Origin of the sequence: Streptomyces sp. NPDC006208, assembly GCF_040613775.1 — a bacterium.
In the GTDB taxonomy this organism is placed as follows: Bacteria; Actinomycetota; Actinomycetes; order Streptomycetales; family Streptomycetaceae; genus Streptomyces.
On record NZ_JBEXSW010000009.1, the window covers coordinates 90,428 to 109,276 of the forward strand.

The following is an 18,849-nucleotide window of genomic DNA, read 5'->3' on the forward strand; positions in this document are numbered from 1 at the left end:
TCATCCCTGATTCTCGTGCTGATGGGCGCGGCGTGCTGCGTTTTCGATGGCTGCGCGAAGGACCTCACGATCGTCGAACGGGCGGACCACTCCGGCGATGTCCTGGCCCTGCTCATGCCCCTTGCCGGCGACCAGCACGGTGTCGCCGGGCTCCGCCCGGGCGACGGCTGCGGCGATGGCCGCGGCCCGGTCGGCCTCGACCAGGACGTCACCGCGCTCGTGGATCGGCACCTCGGCGGCGCCCGCGAGCATCGTGGCGAGGATCGCCAGCGGGTCCTCGGAGCGGGGGTTGTCGGAGGTCAGTACGGCGGTGTCGGCGAGCCGCGCTGCGGCGGCGCCCATCGGGCCGCGTTTGGTCGTGTCGCGGTCGCCGCCGCAGCCGAGCACGATGTGCAGCCGGCCACCGGTGACCTTGCGCAGGGAACGCAGGACCGATTCGACGGCGTCGGTCTTGTGGGCGTAGTCGACGACCGCGAGGTACGGCTGGCCCGCGTCCACGCGCTCCAGACGGCCCGGTACGCCGGGAACGGCCGCGACGCCGTCGGCGGCGGTCTGCGGGTCGATGCCGGCGACGGCGAGGGTGACGACGGCGGCCAGTGTGTTGGCGACGTTGAACGGACCCGGCAGCGGTGCCTTCGCGCGTACCCGCTCGCCCTGCGGGCCGACCGCGGTGAACGTGGAGCCGTGCGAGCCGACCTCGACGTCCTCGGCGCGCCAGTCGGCGTCCGGGTGGCCCTCCGCGGAGAAGGTGGTGACCGGGACGGACGCCTCCTTGACCAGCCGGCGGCCGTACTCGTCGTCGAGGTTGACGACCGCGGCCTTGCTGCGCTCCGGCGTGAACAGCTGCGCCTTCGCCTGGAAGTAGTCCTCCATGCCGGAGTGGAATTCCATGTGCTCGGGGCTGAGGTTGTTGAAGACGGCGATGTCGAAGACACAGCCGTCGACCCGGCCGAGCACGAGGGCGTGGCTGGAGACCTCCATCGCGACCGATTCGACGCCGCGCTCGCGCATGACGGCGAACAGGGCCTGGAGGTCGGTGGCTTCGGGGGTGGTGCGCTCGGACTTGATGCGCTCGTCGCCGATCCGCATCTCGACCGTGCCGATCAGGCCGGTGGCGCGGCCGGCCGCACGGAGCCCGCCCTCGACGAGGTATGCCGTGGTGGTCTTGCCCGAGGTGCCGGTGATGCCGATCTGGAGCAGAGCGTCGCCGGGGCGTCCGTAGATCTCGGCGGCGAGTTCGCCCATCCGGCCGCGCGGGTTCTCGGTGACCAGGACCGGCAGGCCGGTGGCCGCCGCGCGCTCTGCGCCCGCCGGGTCGGTGAGGATCGCGCCGGCCCCGAGGTCGGCCGCCTGGGCGACGAAGTCGGCGCCGTGGAGGCGGGCGCCGGGGAGGGCGGCGTACACGTCACCGGGGCGTACCGCCCGCGAGTCGTGGGTGATGCCGGTGACCGCACCGGAACCGGGCGGCTCGACCTCCAGACGGTCGGCCAGCACCCCGAGAGGGGTGGGGCGGACCTCGGCCGGACGGGGCGGGGCGGTTCGGTACTGATCAGCGTGTGGCACGGCGGTGAGCGTACCGGGCGGAATGGGCCGGGGGGAAAAAGAGGGGGTCCCTGCCGGGCGGCCGCCGGGTCGGTCCTCGTCGGGAGTGATTGCTCTCACTGTGGTTCCTCCGGTCATTCGCCGGGGTCGAAGGTGACGGGGAGCCGGGCCGGTGCCTTGCCGGTCGGTGCGATCTGCAGGGACTTCAGCGAGAACTCCATGACCTTCTGGTAGACCGGACCGCAGATCTGGCCGCCGAAGTAACTCCCTTTGGTGGGGTTCTGGATCGCGCAGTAGACCGTGATCTCCGGCTTGTCCGCGGGCGCGAATCCGGCGAAGGACGCCGTGTAGCCCCTGTAGCGGCCGAGCTCGGGGTCGACGCGGTTGGCCGTGCCGGTCTTGCCCGCGACGCGGTAGCCGGGGATGCGGGCCTTGGTGCCGGTGCCTTCCCGGTCGTCGACGACGGACTCGAGCATCGTGGCCAGTGTCCGCGCGGTCTGCTCGCTGACCACCCGGTTCCTCTCGGGCGCGGGGGCCGCGACGAACTGCCCGTCGGGGCCCCGGGTGCCGCGGATCAGGGTGGGCTCGATGCGTACGCCGCCGTTGGCGATGGTCGAGTACACGGAGGCGGCCTGCATGGCGTTCAGCGACAGTCCCTGACCGAACGGGATCGTGTACTGCTGCGAAGTGGACCACTTCTGCGGCTTGGCGAGGATGCCGGGGGTCTCGCCGGGGTACTCGAGCCCGGTCGGGCGGCCGATGCCGAATTTGCGCAGGTAGGAGTGGAGAACCTGGTTCGCCTCGGTCTGTGTCCTGCCGAGCTGCCCGGTCGCCAGGATCGTGCCGAGGTTGCTGGACTTGGCGAGTACGCCGTTGAGCGTGAGGTACCAGGTGGGGTGGTCGATGTCGTCCTTGAACAGCCGGTCGCCGCGGTGCAGCCGGTTGGGTACGACGACATGGGTGCCGGGGGTGGCGGCCTTCTCCTCCAGGACGGCGGCCATGGACATCACCTTGGCGGTGGAGCCGGGCTCGTACGCGTCCTGGAGCGCGGCGTTGCCCATGGCGGCGGAGTTGGCCTGGCCGAGGTCGTTGGGGTCGAAGCCGGGGGCGTTGGCCATGGCGAGCACCTCGCCGGTGCGGGTGTTCTGCACGATCACATAGCCGCGGTCCGCCTTGGACTTGCTCACCTGCTCCGAGATGGCCTTCTGGGCGGCCCACTGGATGTCGCGGTCGATGGTCAGCTCGACGTCGGAGCCGGGGACGGCGGGCACCTCGCGGGAGCCGGCGGTGGGGACGCGGCGGCCACCGGACTGGGCATATGTGATCTGGCCGTCCTCGCCGGCGAGCGTCTTGTCGAGCATGGACTCGACACCGCCGCCGCCGCGGTTCTCGGCGTTGACGTAGCCGAGTATCCCGGCGGCGAGATCACCGTTGGGGTAGACGCGCTTGCTGCTCGGCTCCTGGAAGATGCCGGCCAGCACATTGGCGCCGGGTCCGCCGGTCCGCCTGTCGGCGGCGGCCTCCTCGGCGTAGATGCTCTTGAGGTCCTTGATCTGGTTCCAGACCTGGGGGGTCTGACGGCGGGCCAGCACGGCGTAGCGGGACTTGGGCGCCTTGAGCTTCTTCGTCAGCTCGGCGACGTCCTTGCCGAGGATCGGGGCGAGCAGTGCGGCCGCCTGTTCCGGCGCGTCCTCGGCCTTGCTCTCCTTCGGCGTGAACATCTTCGGGTCGGCGGTGATGTCGTGAGCGTCGACGCTGATGGCGAGCGCGATGCCGGCCCGATCGGTGATCTCGCCGCGTTCCGCGGCGAGCTTGTGGCTGAGGTAGCGGTTCTTCTCGGCCTTGGCCGCGTAGGCGCTCCCGTCGACGGCCTGCACCTGGAGCAGCCGCACCACGAACACCAGCATCACGAGGGTGAGGCCGAGGCTGACCAGCCGCAGCCGGGGACGCGGGCTGCCGAGGCGAAGCGTGCGGGCGGCCGGGCGCGGGCGGCGCGCCTCCGGGCGCACGGACGGCTGCCTCGAGGGCCGCCTGGCGGGGCCCGGCACCCGGCGGCGCGGAGGTTCCTTGCGGGGCACTGTCTCACCTGCCGGGGAGGGTCGGGGTCGGCTTCGGGGACGTACGGGGGGCGGAGGCGGACACGGGCGGCGCAGAGGCCGCGGAGGGCGCGGATGCGAGCGTCTGCGGGGCTGCTGAACGGGGTGCCCGGGTGGCGGCAGGGGGCGTCGCCGGGGGCCGGGCGGAGCCGGAGGCGGCCGCGGAGGGCGACGCCGAGGGGGCGGCGGCCGCGGAGGGCGACGCCGAGGGAGGGGCCGCCGCCGTGGGAGGAGCCGCCGCGGGAGGGGCCGTGGGTGTGGGTGAGGCCGTCACGGAAGGGGCCGCGAGCGACGCGGAGGCCAGGGGCGTGGGGTCGGGGATCGCCTGTGCGGTGGCCTCGTCGGGTACGCCGTGGATCTTGCCGTCGGGTCCGAGGAAGGCGGGGTTGCCGCCGGGCACCATGCCGAGCTCCCGGGCCCGCCGCTCCAGCGCGTCCGGGGCGGAGCGGCTGTCCACGTCCCGCTGCAGAGCCTGTTCCTGGTCGGTGAGGTCGGTGGTCCGCTTCTTGAGTTCGCTCAGCTTGAACGATCCCTGGTTGAGCGAGGAGTTGAGCAGGAGAAGGGTGATCAGCCCCCCGGACAGCAGGAGCACGACCAGCAGGACGAAAGGCGTACGGGCGGCGGTACTCGGCCCGGACGGCATCAGCCGCGCGAGCTGCGCGGCCCTCCCCTTCAACTGCTTGGCCGCTGTGCTCAAGGTGTCCTCCGCATCGCCGCGCCGCCCGTCGTGCACCCCGTCCCGTACACCCCCGCGCCGCTCACGACACGTCCTCCCGGATGCGCTCTGCTCCCCTCAGACGCGCGGGAGCCGCCCGGCGGTTCTCGGCCACCTCTTCATCGGTGGGCAGTTCCGCACCGCGTGTCAGCAGCTTGAGCCGGGGCTGGTACTGCTCCGGGACGACGGGCAGTCCGGGCGGCGCCGTGTTCGCGGCACCGGCCGCGAAGACCTGCTTGACCAGCCGGTCCTCCAGCGAGTGGTACGACAGGACGGCGATCCGGCCGCCGACGGCGAGCGTGCCGACCGCGGCCGGCACGGCCCGTTCGAGAACGCTGAGCTCGCCGTTCACCTCGATCCGCAGGGCCTGGAAGGTGCGCTTGGCCGGATTGCCGCCGGTGCGCTTGGCCGCCTGCGGCAGTGCGTCCCGGATCAGCTCGACGAGCCGCGCGCTGTTGGTGAAGGGCTCCTTGTCCCGCTCCCGCACGATCGCCGAGACGATCCGCTTGGCCTGCTTCTCCTCCCCGTACGAGCGCAGGATCCGCACCAGCTCGCCCGCCGGGTAGGTGTTGAGCACTTCGGCCGCGCTCATGCCCGTCGTCTGGTCCATGCGCATGTCGAGCGGGGCGTCCTGGGCGTACGCGAAGCCCCGGTCGGCCTCGTCCAGCTGCATGGAGGAGACACCGAGATCGAAGAGCACACCCTCGACGCGCGGGACGCCGAGCCGGGCGAGGACCTCGGGAAGTTCGTCGTAGACGGCGTGCACCAGGGTCGCCCGGTCGCCGAAGGGGGCGAGCCGCTCACCCGACAGGCGCAGTGCCTCCCTGTCCCGGTCGAGTGCGATCAGACGTGCCTCGGGAAACTGCGTGAGCAGCGCCTCGCTGTGGCCGCCGAGTCCGAGGGTGCAGTCGACGACCACCGCCCCCGGCCGCTGCAGGGCCGGGGCCAACAGGTCCAGGCACCGCTGGAGCATCACCGGGACGTGTCGGGTGTGGCTCATGCGCCCTCTCAGGTACGGCGCGGGCGGGTCATGGCCGGGCCGTGCGTACGCCGCGCACGCGGGAAAACTTGCGGGAGACCACCAGGTGTGCCGATGGTGTCCGTGAACTCGCGTCACTTTAGTCCACTGGTCCGGCCGGTCAATCAACCGGCGAGCGCGTCGCGTGGGCCGCCGTTCCACACTTGTGGGTTACCTCACAACCACGCACGTTGACGGTCTTTGTCCGCTCTCACAACGGGCCGGGACGCGTTGTGCCCAGTACCTTCATTGCCATGTCGACTTCTGCGCACAAGTCCGCCGAACCGGTCCCCACAGGCGGGACGGTCACAGACCGTCTCGTCGAAGCCAACCTGCGCTACGCCGCCGAGTTCCAGGACCCCGGGATGGACGCGCGGCCCGTGCTCCAGGTCGCTGTCGTCGCCTGCATGGACGCCCGGCTCGACCTGCACGCCGCGCTCGGCCTGGAACTGGGCGACTGCCACACCATCCGCAACGCCGGCGGCGTGGTCACCGATGACGTGATCCGTTCACTGACCATCAGCCAGCGGGCGCTGGGCACCCGCAGCGTGATACTGGTCCACCACACCGGCTGCGGTCTGGAGAACATCACCGAGGACTTCCGGATCGAGCTGGAGGAGGAGGTCGGCCAGCGTCCGGCGTGGGCGGTCGAGGCGTTCCGCGACGTGGAGCAGGACGTACGGCAGTCGATGCAGCGGGTGCGCACCTCGCCGTTCCTGCCGCACACGGATGACGTCCGGGGCTTCGTCTTCGATGTCACGAAGGGTGTACTGCGGGAGATCGACCCCGCTGAGTGACCGGTCGGGCACTCGACAATTCCACCAAACCCGGCATATCCCTCTCAGTTATCCACAGGCGAGTGACACAACGCGGTAACGCCAACAAGAATGCGGGTGAGACATCCCTCCGGAACCCTCCGGAGGCGGTGTCCGTGTTTCGGGGTGGGCCGTGCTGTGTCAAGCACCGGCCCTAGAACGGGCCGAGGAGGGCCGGGTGACGACCTATGACGATCGAGCGAGCCTCACAGATCTGACCACCACAGCGGAGCGTGTCCGCAGGTCGGTGGAGAGTGTGATCGAGGGCAAGCCTGAGGTCGTACGGCTTTCGCTGACCGTGTTGCTGGCTGAGGGACATCTGCTGATCGAAGATGTCCCCGGCGTCGGCAAGACGATGCTGGCCAAGGCACTTGCACGCTCCATCGACTGCTCGGTGCGGCGTATCCAGTTCACGCCGGATCTGCTGCCGTCCGACATCACCGGTGTGTCGATCTTCGACCAGCAGCGGCGCGACTTCGAGTTCAAGCCCGGCGCGATCTTCGCCCAGATCGTGATCGGCGACGAGATCAACCGCGCTTCGCCCAAGACGCAGTCCGCGCTGCTGGAGTCCATGGAGGAGCGCCAGGTCACCATCGACGGGCACAGCTACGAGCTGCCCAACCCGTTCATGGTGGTGGCGACGCAGAACCCGGTGGAGATGGAGGGCACCTACCCTCTCCCCGAGGCGCAGCGCGACCGTTTCATGGCGCGGGTGTCCATCGGCTACCCGAGTGCGGCGGCCGAGCTGCAGATGCTCGATGTCCACGGCGGCGTCAACCCGCTGGACGACCTGCAGCCGGTGGCGCACGCGCACGAGATCGTGAAGCTCATCGAGGCCGTGCGCCAGGTCCACGTGGCCGAATCCGTGCGGCGGTACGCGGTGGAACTGGTGGCTGCCACCCGTAACCACCCGGACCTCAGACTCGGCGCGTCCCCGCGCGCGACGCTTCATCTGCTGCGCGCCGCGAAGGCGTCGGCCGCACTCAGCGGCCGTGAGTACGCCCTGCCGGACGACGTGCAGGGCCTGGCCGTGCAGGTGCTGGCGCACCGCCTGCTGCCCACCGCACAGGCGCAGCTGAACCGCCGCACCGCCGAGCAGGTCGTGCTCGACATCGTGCAGCGCACCCCCGTGCCCACGTCCGGCAGCCCGGACGGCGCCTACGTCGCGGGCGGGCAGCAGCCCCTCTACGGCCAGCAGCCCGGCGCCCGGCGGCTGTGATGTCGGCCCAGGGTCCCGCCGCCCCCGACGGCCACGAAGGCAGCAAGGACAAGGGCGGTGTGAAGGCGGCTCTGGGCGGGCTGACCACGCGGGGCCGATCCTTCCTCGCCGCCGGGGTGGCGGCCGCCGCATGCGCGTATCTGCTCGGGCAGGCTGATCTGCTGCGGGTCGGCCTGCTGCTCGCCGTACTGCCGTTGCTGGCCGTGCTGGTGCTGTACCGCACCCGCTACCGGGTCGCGGCCAGCCGGCGGCTCGCGCCGGCCCGGGTGCCCTCCGGCTCCGAGGCCCGGGTGCACCTTCGGATGGACAATGTCTCGCGGATGCCCACCGGGCTGCTGATGCTCCAGGACCATGTGCCGTACGTGCTGGGGCCACGACCCCGGTTCGTGCTGGACCGGGTGGAGGCGGGCGGCCGGCGCGAAGTGTCCTACCGGGTCCGTTCCGACCTGCGCGGGCGTTATCCGCTCGGCCCGCTGCAGCTCAGGCTGAGCGACCCGTTCGGGATGTGCGAGCTGACCCGCTCCTTCAGCGCGTTCGACACCCTCACCGTCATCCCCCGGACCGAGGCGCTGCCCGCGGTGCGCCTGTCCGGCGAGGCGTCCGGGTACGGCGACGGGCGCCAGCGCTCGCTCGCCCTGGCCGGTGACGACGACGTGATCCCCCGCGCCTACCGCCACGGAGACGATCTGCGCCGGGTGCACTGGCGCTCCACCGCGCGCTACGGCGAGCTGATGGTGCGCCGCGAGGAGCAGCCGCAGCGGTCCCGCTGCACGGTGCTGCTCGACACCCGGGCCAAGGCCTATCAGGGCTCGGGACCGGACTCGGCCTTCGAGTGGGCGGTCTCCGGCGCGGCATCGGCCCTGATGCACCTGCTGGAGCGGGGCTTCGCCGTCCGGCTGCTCACGGACACGGGCGCCTCCGTGCCCGGCGAGGGCTCCGACGGCTTCGCCGGCTCGACCCAGGAGTCCGCGGCCTCCGCGGGCACGATGATGGACACCCTCGCCGTCGTGGACCACTCCGACGGTGGCGGACTGTCGCGCGCGTACGACGTGCTGCGCGGCGGCAACGAAGGTCTGCTGGTGGCCTTCTTCGGCGACCTTGACGACGAACAGGCCGCGATGGCGGCCAGGATGCGCCGGCGCAGCGGTGCGGCGGTCGCCTTCGTGCTGGACAGCGGGACCTGGGTGACCGGCGGTGCGGTGGCGGGCGCGGTCGACGAAAGTCTGCAACGGCTGCGCGAAGCGGGCTGGACGGCGCTCGCGGTGCCGCCAGGGGTGCCGCTGGCCGATCTGTGGCAGCAGGCGGGCCGGCAGTACACCGACTCGCCCGGCGCCGGTACGAACGGGTTCACGGGGGGTTGGTCATGAGCGGTCGCGGAAGGCTCGCGCTGTGCGCCTTCGCCGCCACCCTGATGACGGCGGCGTCACTGCTGCCGCTGGTCGATTCGGCGGGCTGGCTGGTGCAGGCGGCGTTCCTGCTGGCGATCCAGTGCGGCGTCGGCGCACTCGCCCTGCGGGTGCCGCTGGCCCGGCCTCTGACGGTGGCGGCGCAGGCGCTGGCGGCGCTGCTGCTGCTCACCGTGGTGTTCGCCCATGAGCAGGCACTGCTTTGGGTGCTGCCGGGCCCGGAAGCGTTCGAGCAGTTCTCCCGGTTGCTGACGACGGGCGCGGACGACGTGGGCCGCTATGCGAGCCCGGCCCCGGCGACGGACGGCATCAAGCTGATGCTGATCGGCGGTGTGCTGCTGATCGGCCTCGCGGTGGACGCGCTCGCGGTGACGTACCGCAGCGCGGCCCCGGCCGGTCTGCCGCTGCTCGCGCTCTACTCGGTGGCCGCCGGACTCTCCGGCGGCGCGAGCTGGATCTGGTTCCTCCTCGCGGCCTGCGGCTATCTGGTGCTGCTGCTGGCCGAGGGCCGCGACCGGCTCTCCCAGTGGGGGCGCGTCTTCGGCGGCGCGCCGCCGGGCCAGGCGCGTACGCCCGGCGGATTCGCCGGTGGCAGCGGCCAGGCCACGGCGCCGGTCCGCACGGGACGCCGGATCGGCGCGCTGGCGCTCGGTGTCGCACTGGCGGTCCCGGCGGCGCTGCCCGCCCTGAACGGCGGGCTGCTCGGCGGCGTGGGGAACGGCCCCGGCTCGGGTCCAGGCGGTGGCGGCACGATCGACGCGGTGAACCCGCTGGTCGCGCTCGACGACAGTCTGAAGCAGTCGGAGAACCGTGAGGTGCTGCGGTACCGGACGAACGCGCCCGCCCTCAAGGACATGTATCTGCGGATCGTCGCGCTCGACAAGTTCAACGGCACCGCGTGGAGTTCCTCCCAGCGCAGTGTGGGGAACGTGCCGGAGCGGCTGCCCGAGCCCCCCGGGCTGAGCCCGGCGGTCGCTGTCACCGAGGTCAGGACGAACCTGTCCGCGGCCAAGACCTACCGGCAGAGCTGGCTGCCGCTGCCCTATCCGGCGACCAAGGTGGCCATCGACGGGAACTGGCGGTTCGAGCCCGTGGGACGCGGCCTGGTCGGTGACCGGAAGCAGACCACCTCGGGCGTGCAGTACTCGGCGAACAGTCTGGTGGTGCGGCCGACGCAGGACCAGCTGGTCGACGCCCCGCCCGCATCCGCCGCCCTGCGGCGTGAGTTCACGCAGGTGCCCGACGCACTGCCGGACGACGTCAGGCAGACCGCGCAGAAGGTCACCAAGGGCGCGACGAACGACTGGGAACGGGCCGTGGCGCTGCAGGACTGGTTCGCCGAGGACGGCGGATTCGTCTACGACACCAAGGTGCAGTCGGGTACGGGCGCCAGGGCGATCAGCCGCTTCCTGAAGCAGAAGGAGGGCTTCTGCGTCCACTTCTCGTTCTCGATGGCGGCGATGGCCCGGACCCTGGGCATCCCGGCCCGGGTCGCCGTGGGATTCGTGCCCGGAACCCCGCAGTCGGACGGCACGGTCTCGGTCGGTCTGCGTGATGCGCACGCCTGGCCGGAGCTGTACTTCGAGGGCGTGGGCTGGACGCGTTTCGAGCCGACCCCGAGCCGTGGCAACGTCCCCGACTACGCGCGGCCGCAGGCCCCTTCAGGCTCCCCCAGCGACCCGGCGCAGCCCGAGGAGCAGGAGTCCTCGGCCCCGTCGGTGGCCCCGACCGACCGGGGCGCCTGCCCCGAGCCGGAGCGGCGCCTCGGCGAGTGCGGCGCTGCCACTCCCCGTGACATCGAGCCGCCCAAGGCCGACGACTCCATGCTGGGCACGGTACTGACCGTGGGTCTGAGCGTGGTGGGAGCAGCGCTGGTGCTGCTGCTTCCGCTGCTGTGGCGGCTCAGGACACGCGCCCGCAGGCTGTCCGCGAGTGTGCGCAGACCTGCGAAGCCGGCGGCCGACGACGAGGTGTCCGCCGAGGGCTTCGCAACACCGGCCACCGCGGGTCGTACGGACGTGGACGACCCGGGCAGGACGCTGGCCATCTGGCAGGAGGTCAACGACACGGCCTGGGACTTCGGTATCACGCCCGACGAATCGCAGACGCCGCGCAAGGCGGCGGCCCGCATCGTCCGGCTGGGCAAGCTGGAGGACGAGCCCGCGGCAGCGGTGCACCGCATGGCCCGCGCTGTGGAACAGGTGCTGTACGCCCCGTCCCCCCTCCCCGTCACCGGTCTTGCGGAGGACGCCCGCGGGATCCGTGAGGGCCTGCGGGAGGCGGCGGACTTCAGGACCCGCACGCGGGCTCTGCTGCTGCCTCCGTCATCGGTCCGGGTGGTGTGGGCCCTCTCGGAGCGCTGGGCCACGCTCACGGACCGCTGGAGCCCGCGCCGCCTGGGCCTGGACCGCTGGACGGCGAGGCTGCGTCTACCGTCCCGCCAGCGAGGCTGACGGCGGCCGTACGGGGCGGGGCGGGGTGTCCGGCACCCGCCCGCCCCGTACGCGCTCACAGGAGTACAACCGGCCCCGTCCTTGCGTGCAGCCCGCACGCCCCGGCGTGGAGCGCAACCCGGTCGCGTGGGGATTCGCCGGACGACGTGACCGAACTCGGTCCGGGATCCCCGGAGCACGTCCGGAGCCGGGTCCGGGTGGGTTCGAGGCCGGACACCGCAACGGGTGAGGGGCGACGCAGGAAGCGTCGCCCCTCACCCGTTGCGGTATGTATGTGGTCCGCGGCCTCGGTCCCCGCGGTGCTCAGTGGCCCTGTTCGTCGCGGCGGCGCTGCCACCGCTGTTCGATCCGGTCCAACATCGACCTGCGCTGATGGGACTGCCGGCGTGGAGCCGGATCCCCAGGGGTCTGCTGCTCGCCCGGTTTCGGCGCCTTGCGCCAGCCGGTGACCGCCAGGACCGCACAGCCGAGCATGACGAGGAAACCCACCACGCTGATCCAGATCTGCTGGGCGACCATTCCGGCCATGAGGAGCGCGATACCCACCAGGAAGCCTGCGACCGCCTGGTAGACCCGTCGCCGGGTGTACGTACGCAGCCCGCTTCCCTCAAGCGCTGTCGCGAACTTGGGATCTTCGGCGTACAGCGCTCGCTCCATCTGCTCGAGCATTCGCTGCTCGTGCTCCGAGAGCGGCACGGAGTCCTCCTAGTCGTCGGTCGCGGGGGCGACCGGTATGCGGCCCTTTCAGGATAGGCAGGGTTTCGCCCCCGTGAAACCCACCCACTCGCCATTCGCCGGTCCGGGCCGCCATGCCGGACAGATGCTGAGGCGTTGATTCCCCAACAGCCCGTCCGCCATGCCGGATGGTGTCCCCCGATCATACGGGGCGAACGCCACGAACGGAGGGTCTGTGGCGTACTCCATCTGCCGCTACGCCGCTGATCAGCCCCGCTTCTCGCCCAGTACGTGCAACTGGGTCGCGACCGAGTGGAACGCCGGGAGCTCGGCGGCCGCCGCCTCGAGCTTCAGCAGGGCGTCCAGAGCTCCCGGCTCGGTGTCCACCAGAACACCCGGAACCAGATCGGCGAAGACCCGGACACCGTGCACGGCACCCACCTCGGCGCCGGCGGCCACAACGGCTTCGCCGAGCTGCTCGGCCGTGAAACGCCGCGGGACCGGGTCACCGGCGCCCCAGCGGCCGTCGGGGTCCGTGAGCGCCCGCCGGGCCTCGGTGAAGTGACCGGCGAGCGCGCGGGCGAGGACCGCGCCGCCTGTTCCGGCCGCGAGCAGGCTGAGCGCTCCGGCGGGGCGCAGCGCGTCCACCGCGTTGCGCACGCCCTCGGCCAGATCGTCCGCGTACTCCAGGACTCCGTGGCACAGCACGACGTCGTAGCCTCCGCGCTCGACGACGTCGAACAGGCCGTGGATATCGCCCTGGACGCCGTTGACCCGCTCGGCGACTCCCGCCTCGGCAGCCCGCCGCTCGAGCGCGAACAGCGCGTTCGGGCTGGGGTCGACGACCGTGACCCGGTGGCCGAGCCGGGCGACGGGCACCGCGAAGTTGCCGCTGCCGCCGCCGGTGTCGAGGACGTCCAGGGCGTCCTTCCCGGTCGCCTTGACCCGGCGGTCGAGTGCCTCCTCGAGGATGTGCCAGACCACGGCGGTACGGAGAGAGGCGCGGGGTCGCATCGGGTCCGACACGGCAGTTGACTCCTCGGGCTGTGTGCTGGTGAAGACGCAGCCCACCCTATTGCCTCCGACGGCCTTGCCTGGGCCTTGGTCTCACCCCACGGCGCCCTCCGTGCCCGGCCGCTCCGGCTGGTCGGCCCGGGGCTGGGGCAGCACGGGCTGAAGCACCAGCAGCCGCTCGACCAGGCGCAGGAACATGGCCGCGTCGCGCAGCAGGTCGTCCGCGTCGCGCGTGCTGGCGGCGCCCTGGATGCCGGCCTCGGCGCGGGCCCGCCGGGTCGCCCCGGAGGCGAACAGCAGGCTCCACTCGGCCAGCTCGGGGGCTATCTCGGGAAGCACTTCCCAGGCGCTCCTTATGCGCTGCCTGCGACGGGGGCCGGTCTCGGGACGGCCACGGGCCGCGAGCACCGCGGCGGCGGTGCGCAGTGCGGCGAGATGTGCCGTGGCATACCGCTCGTTCGGCTGGGTGAGGGTGGCGGCCTCGTCCAGTCCCGCGCGGGCCTGGGCGAGCAGATCGAGGGCGGCGGGCGGCGCCGAGGCCCGCCGCAGGACGGGGTGCATGTCGTGCGCCGGTCCGGTCAGTGAGGGGGCAGGGCCGGTGGCGCGGCGCCGGGCTGCGGCTGCTGCGGAGTAGCTGGCCATGACGAACCTCCTGTCGTCGTGTGACGGCACTGTGGCCGTATGTGTCCATCGTGAAGGCCACCACTGACAATCGGCTCTGACCTGCCACTTTCCTGGTGAGGTGGCGGGCGGCGGCACCAGCTATGGTGAGTTGCAGGAGCAGGCGGGACTCGGGAGCCGGCATGCGCGGACATCGCAGCGACCCGCCCGACAGTGCGCAGCAACTCCTGGTCACCCTTGGGCAACTCGTCGACCAGGCGCTGGAGCGGATCAAGCTCCAGCAGGCGCGCGTCGAGCTGGCCATGGCCCTTCAGCGCCACATGCTCCCGCCCGGCCTGCCGGAGCTGCCCGGTCTTCACATCGCGGCCCGCTACACGCCCTCGCGGGACGGCCTCGACGTGGGCGGCGACTGGTACGACGCCTTCGTGATGAAGGACGGGTCCCTCGCGCTCGCGATCGGCGATGTGCAGGGCCACGATGTGGAGGCCATCGCGTTCATGGGGCAGGTACGCACCACCATGCGGGCCCTCGCCCAGGCGACGAGCGATCCTCGAGAAGTGCTCAGCGGCGCCAACGACCTGCTGATCTCGATGGGTTGCGGCCTCTTCGCGACCTGCTGCTTCATGCGCTTCGACCCGGCCACCCGCGATCTGACGGTGTCCCGGGCCGGCCATGTCCCGATGATCTGGGCCACCGCCGGCGGTGGCTACGGCGTCGCCCTCGACAGCGGAGGTCCGCCTCTGGGCATCGTGGCGGGCGTGCGCTACCCGGTGACGCACCGACGGCTGCTGGAGGCAGGGGTGGTGGTCCTGGTCACCGACGGGGTCGTGGAAGGACCGGACTATCCGATGGACGCGGGCCTGGCCGAGGTGGCCCAGCTGGTACGCGCAGGCTTCGACGCCGCCCCCGACGTGCTGGCCCACGCGGTGGTCAAGGTGGCCGACATGACGGGACACCGTGACGACGCCGCCGTGCTCGTGGTCCGCTACGACGGCCCGCCTGAGCCGCCCTGACCGCTCTGCGCCTCCTGAGTCGCCGTGGGTCCGCCGAGGGCGCAAACTGCTGACGTGCGCACTGCGGAGATCGGCCGTTACGGTTCTGCTGCCCTGCGCATCCTCGCCGTTGCCGCCGTCTACTACGGGTCCGCCCGGCTGGGACTGCTTCAGCAGCTCGTGCGGGGGCAGGTCACGCCGCTGTGGCCGCCGACCGGTGTCGCACTCGCCGGCCTGCTCTTCTTCGGTCTGCGCGTCTGGCCCGGCATCGCGCTCGGGGCGTTCCTGGTCAATCTGTCCATCGGCCCTTCGGCCGTCGCCGTGCTCACCATCGCAGCCGGCAACACCCTGGCGCCCGTCTGCGCGTACCTGATGCTGGGCCGGGCCGGGTTCCGCGACGAACTGGACCGGCTGCGGGACGGACTGGCGCTGATTTTCCTCGGCGCGCTGGCCGGGATGCTGGTCAGCTCGACGGTGGGCACTTCGGTGCTCGTGTACTCCGGGGCGCTGGAGCAGAGCGACTTCTGGCCGGCCTGGTCGGTGTGGTGGACCGGCGACGCCATGGGGGTCCTCGTGGTCACCCCGTTCCTGCTCCTCCTGCGCCGGGCCCGGTGGCCACTGGCCGCCCGGCCCACCCGCTGGATCGAGGCGGCGGCGCTGCTGGTGACCACGGCCTTCGCGACGGTTCTCGCGACGAGTACGAACAGCAGCTCCCTGCTCTTCCTGGTCTTCCCCTGCCTGATCTGGGCCGCTTTCCGCTTCCAGCTGGCCGGCGCCGCGCCGTGCGCGCTGGGGGTGTCCACGCTGGCGATCCACGCGGCGGCGGTGGGGTCCGGACCGTTCGCGGGTGGGGACCTGTTCTCGAACATGGTCACCCTGCAGGCCTTCAACGGTGCGGCGGCGCTGACCGCCCTGCTGCTCGCCGCGGTCATCACCGAGCGGAACGAGACCCACGACGAGATCGAACGGGTCTGTGCCCGGCTGTCCGAGATCGTGTCCCGCATCGAGCCCCGCGGGGGGTGGAACGACTTCCCGCCCGCCGAGGGCGGAACCCGTCCCCGTCCGCCCGAACGCGGGCGCTGACCCCGGGTTTTGCTTCACACCCGGGTTCGGGGGTAGTTTTTGAACTGACCAGTCAGTTCAAAGGGGGAAGTGGGGTGGGGGACGTGGACAGCCCGCACGGGGCGGCCGTCACCGCCGAGGGCTTCGGACTCAAGGGCCCGCGGGGTTGGACGTTCCGCTCGGTGAGCATCGATGCGGCACCCGGCGCGCTCGTGGCGATCGAGGGGCCCTCGGGTTCGGGGAGGACCTGTCTGCTGCTCGCTCTCGCGGGGCGGATGCACGCGACCGAGGGCCGGGCCGAGGTGGGCGGTCTGCCGCTGCCGCGCAAGATGGCCGCGGTGCGCCGGATCAGCGCGCTCGGCCCGGTACCCGGGGTCAGTGAGCTCGACCCGGCGCTGACCGTGGCCGAGCACCTGCGCGAACGCGCCCTGCTGCAGCGGCGGTTCGACGGCTCGCTGCGCGCCCTGTTGCGCCCGCGCGCCGAGCGGGCCGCCGAGGCCCGCGGGCGCATCGATGCGGCGCTGGAGGCCGCCGGGCTGGACCTGGCCACGCTGCCCAAGCAGGAGCGGACCTCGGTGCGCGATCTGGAGCGGCTCGAGGGGCTGCGGCTGTCCGTCGCGCTCGCCCTGATCGGCCGTCCGCGGCTGCTGGCCGTCGACGACACCGATCTCAAGCTGTCCGACGCCGACCGGGCCGAGGCGTGGGCGCTCCTGCGCCGCGTCACCGAGGGCGGCACGACCGTGCTCGCGGTGTGCAGCCAGGCCCCGGAGGGCACGACGATCGTCCGCACGACGGCAGGACAGGACATCCCTGCCGCCGCCGATGCGGACGCCGAGGCCGGTTCCGAGGCCGACGCGCAGGCCGTGGTGCCTCCCGCGCAGCCCGAGGCCGACACCGAGGCCGAGTCCGGCACCGAGGCCGCCGTCGGGTCCAGGCCCGACACCAGGCCCGAGGCCGACATCGAGGCCGAGACCGGCATCGGGACAGGGTCCGAGACCGCATCCCTGCCGGAGTCCGGCAGCGGCCCGGACAGCGGCAGCAAGGGCACAGGCAGGTCCGGCGCCGGCATCCGTACGAACGACACGAACGAGGAGGGGGCGGCCGATGCGCTCGCCGAAACTGGCCGCGCTTGAGCTGAGGCGCTTCGGCAGGGGGAAGCTGCCGGGTGCCGCGCTCGTCGCGGTCCTGCTGCTGCCGCTGCTCTACGGCGCCCTGTACCTGTGCTCCTTCTGGGACCCGTACAGCCGGCTCGACAAGATCCCTGTCGCCCTCGTCAACGAGGACAAGGGCGCCACCGCCGACGGCAAGAAGATCGCCGCCGGTGACGAGATCACCAAGGGGCTTCGCGAGAGCGGCGTCTTCGAGTGGCACGAGGTGGGTGACGCAGAGGCCCGCAAGGGCGTCGAGAACGGCACGTACTACCTCTCGCTGACCATGCCGAAGGACTTCAGCCGCCGTATCGCCTCCAGTTCCGGCGACTCGCCGGAGACCGGAGCGCTGAAGGTCCGTACGAACGACGCCAACAACTACATCGTCGGACAGATCTCGCGGACCGTCTTCACCGAGGTGCGCACGGCCGCGTCGACCGACGCGTCCCGCTCGTTCCTCGACCGGATCTTCATCTCCTTCTCCGACATCCACGGGGCGACCGAGAAGGCCGCCAAGGGTGCCGACAAGCTCAAGGACGGTGTGGGCAAGGCCAAGCAGGGCTCGAAGGACCTCGCCGACGGGCTCAAGGACGCCAAGGACGGCAGCGGCAAGCTGGCCGGCGGGCTGACCCGGCTCACCAAGGGCGCCGCCGGCCTCGAGTCCGGCTCCCGGCAGGTCGCCGGCGGCACCCAGGAACTCGCCGACAAGGTCAACACGTACGCCGACGGCATCCGCCCGTACCTCAAGGACAACGGCAGGCTGATCGGGGACTCTGCCCTTCTGGTCGCCGACACCTCCCAGGCGGTCCGCCGCAACCTCGACGAACTGGTCAAGGCGGCACCGGGCACGGCGGCTGCCGCCCATGCGTCGGCCGACGAGCTCGGCGAGCTCTACGGGACGCGCTGCGAGCAGGAGTTGCTCCCCGATCCGGCGTTCTGCCCCGCGCTCAAGCGGGCGAGGGACACGGCCTCTGATGTCGCCGGGATCGCGGACGACGTCAACGCGCTGGTGAAGGACAACAGCGGCGACCTCAAGAAGCTGGACGGGCATCTCCAGAAGCTGGAGAAGCAGGCGCGGGATCTCGCCGAACGGGCTCCCCGCCTCAACGAGGATCTGGAGTCGACCGTCCGCGACATCAACAAGCTCAACGCGGGCGCACACAAGGTCGCCAAGGGCGCCGGCGATCTGCACACCGGACTGACCAGTGCCAGGACGGGGTCCACCGACCTCGACTCGGGTGTCGGCAGGCTCAAGAAGGGCGCGGGCGACCTCGACGGCGGGCTGTTCCGGCTCAAGGACGGCTCCACCGAGCTGGCCGGCGGGCTGAACGACGGCGTGGACAAGATCCCCGACTACGACAAGCAGGAACGCGACCGCCGCACCGAGGTGATGGCCGATCCGGTCCAGCTGGCCGCCCAGTCCCTGCACAAGGCCCCCAACTACGGCACCGGTTTCGCTCCGTACTTCATCCCGCTCTCGCTCTGGGTCGGCTCGATGGTCGCGTACATGATCATCCAGCCGCTCAACCGCCGCGCACTCGCCGCCGGTGCGTCCGCCTGGCGGATCGCCCTGGCCGGGCTGCTGCCGGTGGCCGTGATCGGTCTGCTCCAGGTCGCCGCCCTGATGTCGGTGCTGCACTGGGGCATGGGTCTGAAGCTCGCGTACGCCGCCGGGGCCGTCGCGTTCCTGGGCCTGGTCGCCTGCTGCTTCGCGGCGATCATCCAGTGGCTGAACGCCCGTTTCGGGGCCGCGGGCCGGATCCTGGTCCTCGCGGCGCTGATGCTCCAGCTGACCTCGGCAGGCGGCACGTATCCGGTGCAGACCAGCCCGGCGTTCTTCAACTGGATCCATCCCTTCCTGCCGATGACGTACGTCGTGGAGGCGCTGCGCAGGCTGATCACGGGCGGCGGGCTCGGACCGGTGTGGCAGGCGTGCGCCGTACTGGCCGCCTTCACCGCGGGAGCGCTCGCGCTGACCGCCGTCTCCGCCCGGCGCAAGCAGGTGTGGACGCTGGACCGGCTGCATCCGGAGCTGAGCCTGTGACCGCGCTGAAACCTGTGAGAATCGATCTC

The 18,849-nt window shown here is 71.8% G+C and carries 15 protein-coding genes; 8 read left to right on the forward strand and 7 right to left on the reverse strand.

From position 1 onward, the window contains the following. The 4 genes from ABZ208_RS09435 to rsmH form a co-directional block, all read right to left on the reverse strand. Positions 1 to 1,563 carry a UDP-N-acetylmuramoyl-L-alanyl-D-glutamate--2,6-diaminopimelate ligase gene (locus tag ABZ208_RS09435; RefSeq protein ID WP_356908918.1) on the reverse strand — a complete coding sequence of 521 codons (1,563 nt, stop codon included), beginning with the start codon at positions 1,561 to 1,563 and terminating at the stop codon, positions 1 to 3. Between the two features lie 113 nt (positions 1,564 to 1,676). Continuing rightward, complete coding sequence (locus ABZ208_RS09440; protein ID WP_356908919.1) at positions 1,677 to 3,620, reverse strand: penicillin-binding protein 2; 1,944 nt, start codon at positions 3,618 to 3,620, stop codon at positions 1,677 to 1,679. A gap of 4 nt (positions 3,621 to 3,624) precedes the next feature. Next, positions 3,625 to 4,335 carry a septum formation initiator family protein gene (locus ABZ208_RS09445; protein ID WP_356908920.1) on the reverse strand — a complete coding sequence of 237 codons (711 nt, stop codon included), beginning with the start codon at positions 4,333 to 4,335 and terminating at the stop codon, positions 3,625 to 3,627. Positions 4,336 to 4,396: 61 nt separating this feature from the next. Continuing rightward, complete coding sequence (rsmH, locus tag ABZ208_RS09450; RefSeq protein ID WP_356908921.1) at positions 4,397 to 5,353, reverse strand: 16S rRNA (cytosine(1402)-N(4))-methyltransferase RsmH; 957 nt, start codon at positions 5,351 to 5,353, stop codon at positions 4,397 to 4,399. 272 nt (positions 5,354 to 5,625) lie between these two features. Between rsmH and ABZ208_RS09455 the strand changes: the two genes are divergently transcribed. The 4 genes from ABZ208_RS09455 to ABZ208_RS09470 all read left to right on the forward strand — a co-directional run bounded on the left by ABZ208_RS09455 (position 5,626) and on the right by ABZ208_RS09470 (position 11,264). Beyond that, complete coding sequence (locus ABZ208_RS09455; RefSeq protein ID WP_356908922.1) at positions 5,626 to 6,168, forward strand: carbonic anhydrase; 543 nt, start codon at positions 5,626 to 5,628, stop codon at positions 6,166 to 6,168. Between the two features lie 196 nt (positions 6,169 to 6,364). Next, complete coding sequence (locus ABZ208_RS09460) at positions 6,365 to 7,405, forward strand: MoxR family ATPase (RefSeq protein ID WP_356908923.1); 1,041 nt, start codon at positions 6,365 to 6,367, stop codon at positions 7,403 to 7,405. Continuing rightward, positions 7,405 to 8,772, forward strand: coding sequence for a DUF58 domain-containing protein (locus ABZ208_RS09465; RefSeq protein ID WP_356908924.1), 1,368 nt, complete (start codon positions 7,405 to 7,407; stop codon positions 8,770 to 8,772). Before ABZ208_RS09460 ends, ABZ208_RS09465 begins: the two co-directional genes overlap by 1 nt. Continuing rightward, positions 8,769 to 11,264, forward strand: coding sequence for a DUF3488 and transglutaminase-like domain-containing protein (locus ABZ208_RS09470; RefSeq protein WP_356908925.1), 2,496 nt, complete (start codon positions 8,769 to 8,771; stop codon positions 11,262 to 11,264). Before ABZ208_RS09465 ends, ABZ208_RS09470 begins: the two co-directional genes overlap by 4 nt. A 303-nt stretch (positions 11,265 to 11,567) precedes the next feature. On the opposite strand, the gene ABZ208_RS09475 is transcribed toward ABZ208_RS09470, so the two are convergent. The 3 genes from ABZ208_RS09475 to ABZ208_RS09485 form a co-directional block, all read right to left on the reverse strand. Next, a complete protein-coding gene (locus tag ABZ208_RS09475; protein ID WP_328401654.1) occupies positions 11,568 to 11,960 on the reverse strand; it encodes a DUF3040 domain-containing protein in 393 nt (130 codons plus the stop codon). Between the two features lie 246 nt (positions 11,961 to 12,206). After that, positions 12,207 to 12,965 (reverse strand): methyltransferase, encoded by a 759-nt coding sequence (locus ABZ208_RS09480; protein ID WP_356908926.1) that lies wholly within the window; start codon positions 12,963 to 12,965, stop codon positions 12,207 to 12,209. A gap of 81 nt (positions 12,966 to 13,046) precedes the next feature. Then, on the reverse strand, positions 13,047 to 13,595 hold the full coding sequence (locus ABZ208_RS09485; RefSeq protein ID WP_328401651.1) for an SAV_6107 family HEPN domain-containing protein: 549 nt from the start codon (positions 13,593 to 13,595) through the stop codon (positions 13,047 to 13,049). Between the two features lie 161 nt (positions 13,596 to 13,756). Here ABZ208_RS09485 and ABZ208_RS09490 point away from each other — a divergent pair, with 161 nt between their 5' ends. From ABZ208_RS09490 to ABZ208_RS09505, 4 genes are all read left to right on the forward strand, one after another. After that, positions 13,757 to 14,587, forward strand: coding sequence for a PP2C family protein-serine/threonine phosphatase (locus tag ABZ208_RS09490; RefSeq protein ID WP_356908927.1), 831 nt, complete (start codon positions 13,757 to 13,759; stop codon positions 14,585 to 14,587). Positions 14,588 to 14,641: 54 nt separating this feature from the next. Continuing rightward, positions 14,642 to 15,649, forward strand: coding sequence for an MASE1 domain-containing protein (locus ABZ208_RS09495; RefSeq protein WP_356908928.1), 1,008 nt, complete (start codon positions 14,642 to 14,644; stop codon positions 15,647 to 15,649). 83 nt (positions 15,650 to 15,732) lie between these two features. After that, positions 15,733 to 16,761 carry an ATP-binding cassette domain-containing protein gene (locus ABZ208_RS09500; protein ID WP_356908929.1) on the forward strand — a complete coding sequence of 343 codons (1,029 nt, stop codon included), beginning with the start codon at positions 15,733 to 15,735 and terminating at the stop codon, positions 16,759 to 16,761. Then, on the forward strand, positions 16,733 to 18,820 hold the full coding sequence (locus ABZ208_RS09505; protein WP_356908930.1) for a YhgE/Pip domain-containing protein: 2,088 nt from the start codon (positions 16,733 to 16,735) through the stop codon (positions 18,818 to 18,820). Before ABZ208_RS09500 ends, ABZ208_RS09505 begins: the two co-directional genes overlap by 29 nt. Positions 18,821 to 18,849: the final 29 nt, after the last annotated feature.